The organism is Actinomyces israelii DSM 43320 (assembly GCF_000711965.1).
Taxonomy (GTDB): Bacteria; Actinomycetota; Actinomycetes; order Actinomycetales; family Actinomycetaceae; genus Actinomyces; species Actinomyces israelii.
In genome coordinates this window covers 1-3,558 of sequence record NZ_JONS01000086.1, presented here as the reverse complement: position 1 = coordinate 3,558, position 3,558 = coordinate 1, and the positions used below count along the sequence as shown (strand labels likewise).

The following is a 3,558-nucleotide window of genomic DNA, read 5'->3' as shown; positions in this document are numbered from 1 at the left end:
TCACCGCCTACATCACCAACCGCACCTTCGACTACGACTTCGAGCACCTCCCAGTCACACCGCCACACACCGATCTTGTTTAATTCCAGCCATACTCCGACTCCCTCAACCTCGTGGCTCTGGGCTGTGCGGCCCTGGGGCTGCTCGGCGCCCAGGTCCTGGCGCGTCGGGGCGTATGGCGCACGCCCCCGTACGCCTTCCTGGCGGTCATCATCTGGTATGCGCTGTACCGCTCGGGCGTTCATGCCACCCTGGCTGGTGTTCTCATCGCCCTCCTCATGCCCGTCTATCCCGTGCGCAGCACGGACGTGGACGGAGCCAGTGAGGTCGCCCAGCTCTACCGCCAGTCTCCGGCTCCGGGCACGGCGGTCATGCTGCGTGAGGCCCTGGTCTACTCCATGCCCATGAACCAGCGCCTGTCCTGGATGCTGCCGCCCTACGTCAACTACGTCGTCGTCCTCCTGTTCGCTCTGGCGAACGCGGGCGTAGCCCTCAGCAGTGACACCGTTGTCGCGGCCTTCTCCTCGCGTATCACATGGGCGGTCGTCGCGGGCCTCGTCGTCGGCAAGCTTGTGGGCGTGGCTGCGGGTGCGGGCCTGGTCCTGCGCTTTGTGTCGGCCTCGCGCCTGCCCGGCCTCGACCTGCCCCGGATCCTGGGACTCGCGGCCCTGTCCGGCATGGGGTTCACGATCTCCCTGCTCGTGGCCAATCTGGCCCTGGAGGAGGTCCTGCGCGACCAGGCCCGCCTGGGGGTTCTTATCGCCTCCCTGGGCTCCCTGCTCCTGGCCACCATCATCTTCCGTGTTGGCGACAGGGTCTCCCCGCTGCCCCCGCCTCCCGGCGAGCGCCTGTGCCGACCCGTGGACGTGGACGAGGACCTCATGGTCGGCGATCCGCACGCCCCCCACACGCTCATCAACTATGCCGACATGTCCTACGAGGGGCGCTGGCGCCTCATGGAGGCCCTCAAGGGAATCGCCCACCTGCGCGACACCGGAGACGTGCGACTCGTTCTGCGGCACAAGCTCTCCGGCCCGGAGAGCCTTCTGGCCGCGCTCGCCCTGGAGGCCGTCCACCACGACGAGCCCGAGAAGCTGTGGCGCTTCCACGACGCCCTGGCCGAGCTGCGCGGTCAGATCACCTCCCGCAGCATCACCACTGCCGCTCGCGAGGCGGGCATGGACGACCGCACCATGTGGAAGCGGATCAAGAGCGCCGCGGACGAGCCCAAGGTGCTGGCCGATGCCCTGGATGTTGAGGGCCTCACCGAGGACGGCAGCCCTGTCGTCTACATCGACGGGCGACGCTTCAACAGTCTTCTCAACCGATGGACCTTCTCCGAGGAGCTCACGCGGATCGAGGCGGCTGAGCTCATGGGGCCCGCGGAAGGACGCCACAGCGGTGGGAGCGGGGAACGTCCGTGACGCTTGCGCACGCGGTCCTCGGCTTCACGGCTCTTGTCGCCGTCCTCACCGTTGTCCCAGGGCTCGATACGGCCGTCGTACTGCGCGGCGCGCTCAGCCACTCCCGCGGCTACGGCCTGGCCACCGTCATCGGCATTGTCACCGGGCTTCTCGTGTGGGGCGCGGCCGCCGGCGCCGGTGCAACAGCGGTGCTCGCCGCCTCCCGTACCGCCTATCGGGTATTGTCCCTCGCTGGGGCGCTCTACGTGATGTGGATGGGAGTGAGCATGCTCGTGCGCTCTTTCCGGGGTGCCGGCGGTTGGCGCGGTAGGGCGGTTGCGGGGCCGAGGACGGCCCTTGATTCCGCACCGGAGAAGACGAGGGCCGCGCGCGCGGTAGAACCCACCGCTCCCGTGGAACGACTGCCCGCATGCGCTTCTGGGCGTCCCGGCGCCTCGCTGTGGCGGGGGTGGGGGGTGGGACTGATTACGGACCTGCTCAACCCGAAGGCCGGTGTGTTCTACCTCGCCACCATCCCGCAGTTCATGGCGGCTGGGGTGCCTCCGCTCCTCATGGGCGTTCTGCTCGCCGCTGTCCATGGCCTGTGCTGCCTGATCTGGTTGGGCGCGCTCGTCCTGGGCGCCTCCTGGCTGGCGCCGCGAATGGGGGCGGCCTCCGGAGATGTGCTGGAGCGCTGGACGGACCGCGTGACCGGGACGGTGCTCATAGGATTCGGCACCAGGCTCGCACTCGGCGCCCGCGTCTGAGACGGGTCGGCCCGCCGGAGCGGATCAGGAGCTGAACCAGTGCTCCTCGGCCGGGAAAGCGCCCTCGCGCACCTCGGCGGCGTAGTCGAGGGCGGCCTGGTGCAGGGCGGCGCCGACCCGCCCGAACTGCTTGGCGAAGCGCGGCCTCCACTCGGTCATCCCGGCCATGTCAGACCAGACGAGCACCTGGCCGTCGCAGCGGGCTCCGGCCCCGATACCGATGGTGGGGACAGTCAGGGCCTCGGTGACGCGCGCGGCCAGCGGCTCGGGCACCATCTCGAGAACCATGCCCATAACACCCGCCTTCTCGATGGCCAGGGCGTCCGCCAGAAGCTCCTCGCCGGCCTCGCCCCGGCCCTGGACACGGAACCCGCCCAGCGCGTTGACGGACTGGGGAGTGAAGCCGAGGTGCCCCATGACGGGGATACCGGCCTCGACCAGAGTCCGGATCGTGGCGACGCGCGGCCGCCCGCCCTCGAGCTTGATCCCGTTGGCGCCGGCCTTGACCAGCCGGACGGCGGTGGCCAGGGCCTGCTCGGGGCCGGCCTCGTAGGCGCCGAAGGGCAGGTCGGCGACGATGAAGGCGCGCCGGGCGGCGTGGGCGACGCCTCGAGTGGCCACCACCATCTCGTCCAGCGACACGGGCAGGGTGGACCCGTGGCCGAGCATGACGTTGCCGATGGAGTCGCCGACGAGGATCATGTCCATCCCGGCCTCGTCGAAGATCGCCGCGGTCAGGGCGTCGTAGGCCGTGATCATGGTGAGCCTGGTGCCCTCGGCCTTCGCCGCGAGCAGGTGGGGGAGGCGGACCGGTTTGCCGCCGGCGACGTTCTCGGCAGCGCAGGGCCCGTAGGGGGACTCGGAAGTAGCCATGGGGTGAAGCCTACTGGTTGCGGCTCGACGGCGATGTTCTCGGCGAGGGCCGGTTCCGTGTCGAGATCGGTTGAGTTCCGCGCCGATATCGGTTCTGGTGCGTCGTGTGGGTGGGGTGCTGGCTTGCCGGTCCCGTGTGCTGGGGTGCGAGGGCCTTCGCGGGTGGGCTGTTTCAGGCTCGGTGCGCGGGCCTCGGCGGGTCGGGGGTCCTCGCGCGTGTGCGGGCCGGCGCCTCTGCCGCGACCTGCGTGTCCATGGCCGTTACCGGGCTCTGCACGTGTGCGGGCCGGCCGAGCGCATGGCGTAGGCGGTGGCCGGGATGTACCCGGGCTCTGCGCGTGTGGGGGTTGTCGGGGATCCGGTTTTGTGCTGGGATTCCGGGGTTGCGGGGGTTGTGGGGGTTGTGGTGGAGGGGTGGCGGATGCTATCCTGTACACATGTTCGAAGACTGGGGCGCCGAGCCGTCCGTGCCGGGTGGTGCGGACGGTGCCGGTGACGGCGCCCCGCCCGAGGGC

At 70.1% G+C, this 3,558-nt stretch carries 3 protein-coding genes and 1 pseudogene; 3 read left to right on the top strand and 1 reads right to left on the bottom strand.

The genetic code is table 11. The annotated features are described in order from the left end of the window. Positions 1 to 104 precede the first annotated feature (104 nt). The 3 genes and pseudogenes from O145_RS19680 to O145_RS15085 form a co-directional block, all read left to right on the top strand. Positions 105 to 785: pseudogene (locus tag O145_RS19680) on the top strand (Na+/H+ antiporter NhaA); the annotation flags it as partial. Positions 786 to 881: 96 nt separating this feature from the next. Next, entirely contained in the window at positions 882 to 1,424 is a 543-nt protein-coding gene (locus tag O145_RS19675) for a DsbA family protein (RefSeq protein ID WP_267489945.1), read from the top strand. Continuing rightward, on the top strand, positions 1,421 to 2,170 hold the full coding sequence (locus O145_RS15085; RefSeq protein WP_043564476.1) for a LysE family translocator: 750 nt from the start codon (positions 1,421 to 1,423) through the stop codon (positions 2,168 to 2,170). Before O145_RS19675 ends, O145_RS15085 begins: the two co-directional genes overlap by 4 nt. Positions 2,171 to 2,194: 24 nt before the next feature. Here the strand turns inward: O145_RS15085 and panB are convergent, their stop codons facing one another. Then, the gene (panB, locus tag O145_RS15080) at positions 2,195 to 3,043 is read right to left on the bottom strand and encodes a 3-methyl-2-oxobutanoate hydroxymethyltransferase (protein WP_043564468.1); all 849 of its coding nucleotides are present in this window, start codon (positions 3,041 to 3,043) and stop codon (positions 2,195 to 2,197) included. Between the last annotated feature and the right edge of the window lie 515 nt (positions 3,044 to 3,558).

Excerpts from the sequence above, each read along its gene's own strand:
- panB (WP_043564468.1), bottom strand. The coding sequence starts at position 3,043 with ATGGCTACTTCCGAGTCCCCCTACGGGCCCTGCGCTGCCGAGAACGTC.
- O145_RS19675 (WP_267489945.1), top strand. The coding sequence starts at position 882 with ATGGTCGGCGATCCGCACGCCCCCCACACGCTCATCAACTATGCCGAC.